General features: G+C 56.9%; 1 protein-coding gene. It reads left to right on the plus strand.

What is annotated here, in order from left to right:
- On the plus strand, positions 1 to 208 hold a 208-nt coding region (locus C5P05_RS00445; protein WP_198674562.1), incomplete at its 5' end, for a transposase domain-containing protein.
- Positions 209 to 262 lie beyond the last annotated feature (54 nt).

The following is a 262-nucleotide window of genomic DNA, read 5'->3' on the forward strand; positions in this document are numbered from 1 at the left end:
CATTGGGCGAGGCAACTGGCTGTTCGCGGGTTCACTGCGCGCGGGACAACGTGCCGCAGCGGTCATGAGTTTGATTCAATCGGCCAAACTCAATGGCCATGATCCGTATGCCTACATGAAAGATGTGTTGACTCGCCTGCCGACCCAACGCGCCAGTCAGGTGGGCGACTTGCTGCCCCATCGCTGGCAACCTCAAACCATTCGTTGACGACTAATGCATTGACGCGCTCATCGCGTCAATGTGTGTTCCCCAGTTGCTTAC

The organism is Rhodoferax ferrireducens, assembly GCF_003347515.1.
Lineage (GTDB): Bacteria > Pseudomonadota > Gammaproteobacteria > Burkholderiales > Burkholderiaceae_C > Rhodoferax.